Consider the following 1,825-nt stretch of genomic DNA (forward strand, 5'->3'; position numbering starts at 1 on the left):
GCGCTGAGTTTCGCGGCGTTGGTGGCGGTGTGACCGGCCGAGCAGCCGGCGAGCGTCGCCGCAGCGAGCGTGGCTGCAGCTGCCGCGGTTGCGCGCCGAGGTGCGTCCATGGCTGAACACTATATCAGGCGCGATGGCGACGGCGTTGGTTCAGCGGTGTTTCGGAGCCATCGAGGCGGTGCGAGGAAACTCACCTTCCAAGCTGTTTGCGTCGCTCGTGGGCAACTCGCAGGCGCTCTGCGCGTTCGGTGCGCTGGTCATCTTCGATCTGGTCCAGAACTTCTTCTTCGTCACTGCTGATACCCGACAACGCATAGATCACCGCTGTCAGCACACCGGCAATCGGGAACGCGAGCCAAACGTATGGCACCTGGAGTACGAAGAGCCCAACGAAAAAGACGAGCAGTGCTCCGAGCCAGAGCGCTCCGAGGGCGGCATTCAGTCGCTTCTTTCTGGCCATCATGCGGTCGAGCTCTGATAGATCCACCTGAGGTTGGAGGCGTCGTGCGGTCTGGTTTTCGTTGCCGGCGACGGGAAGATCACCGAGTATTGCCTCTAATTCTCCTCGGGTGCGGGCACTGGCTGCTTGCGACGTCCTTTGCTCGAATTCCCCGATGGAAAGATAGCCGTCTGCGAAAAGCGTGCCAAGCCTGTCAAGCGCCTCGTTGCGCTGTGCATCGCCGATTCGGACTTCGTTTCCTGGCCCCACGTTTCCTCCTAGCAGTTCGGTTGTCTCACGGTACCGAGATTATGGTAAGAATCGTACCGGACAAATGGCGACGGTTTTTAGGGGATCAATTCCTTTCCAAATGTAAAATGAGGACCGCAAGGTTCGAGATGCTGCCATCGGCTTTGGTAAGGGGAATTCGATGTCGTGGTCAAAATCAACAGTCGTGGAGCACTCGCGAGGCTTCCCGGGGCTAAGGCAACGCTCAGGAGTTGTGCTGGGGCTCTTGGTGATGGCTGCGGCGGGCGGGCTCGCCGTTAGTCTGCGCCGCAAGGGCACCGACGCGCGGCACCCTTCCTCACAACCGGACCACACGGACGCAGATCAGCTCGCTGCTCGGGCACGTGAGTGGTACCGCGATCCACGAAAACTGCGGATCGCCCAAAAGCATGACGGTCCCCTTGAAGTGCGGTTCGTACGATTCACTGAAGACCGCATCCGGGAAATTGTAGAGACGGCAGAAGAGCTAGAAGTCTGGGATATCGGATGCGGTGAAGGATTGCTTGCTGGGCGACTCTCTCAACGGTATTCCGAACTCAGCTATACGGGTTTTGACCCACACCCCCGCGACAACGCAGCCCGGGCCGGCGCTGATGGCAAGGCGCATCGCGTTATCGAGGCGCGGGCTTCAGAAGTAGTGAACCTGCTTGCTGCACGTGGTGGAGATGGGCCAGATATCGTGTGCTCGTCGTTAAACTTCGCACTGTGGGATAACCCCGAAGAAGAGCTGCGCCAGCTTGCGCAGGAATGCCGTGGGCGCTCCCATATCCTCATCATTGATTTGCTCCGGGCTGGTAGCGTGAAGCCGGTATTCAAGCATCTGGTGCACGCGGCGACGTTCTTCACAGACCAGTACAACGCATCGTTTACTCCTGATCGTTTAAAATCGGTTGCCGAGAGTATCGGCAGGCCCTACCAATTGCACTACTACCTCGATACCCGTTCTTCGCTACAGAAGACTGAATTGCCTCATCAAGGGTACGGATCGGTTTTCGTCCTCGCCATTGAACCCTAGGCGCGATGACTCCTTCACTCGTAGATATTTCGCATGCTTTTACTTGTAGGTGTTCCGCATGCTATCGCTGCAAATGGCCTCCT

General features: G+C 58.1%; 2 protein-coding genes. One reads left to right on the forward strand and one right to left on the reverse strand.

All coding sequences use genetic code 11. From position 1 onward, the window contains the following. Positions 1-190: 190 nt before the first annotated feature. Positions 191-709, reverse strand: coding sequence for a DUF1707 domain-containing protein (locus MHX64_RS11835; RefSeq protein WP_239357643.1), 519 nt, complete (start codon positions 707-709; stop codon positions 191-193). A 232-nt stretch (positions 710-941) separates the two neighbouring features. On the opposite strand from MHX64_RS11835, the gene MHX64_RS11840 reads away from it, so the two are divergent. Beyond that, positions 942-1,742 (forward strand): class I SAM-dependent methyltransferase, encoded by an 801-nt coding sequence (locus MHX64_RS11840; RefSeq protein ID WP_239357640.1) that lies wholly within the window; start codon positions 942-944, stop codon positions 1,740-1,742. Positions 1,743-1,825 lie beyond the last annotated feature (83 nt).

This window comes from Corynebacterium sp. ACRPZ, assembly GCF_022346205.1.
GTDB lineage: Bacteria > Actinomycetota > Actinomycetes > Mycobacteriales > Mycobacteriaceae > Corynebacterium > Corynebacterium lehmanniae.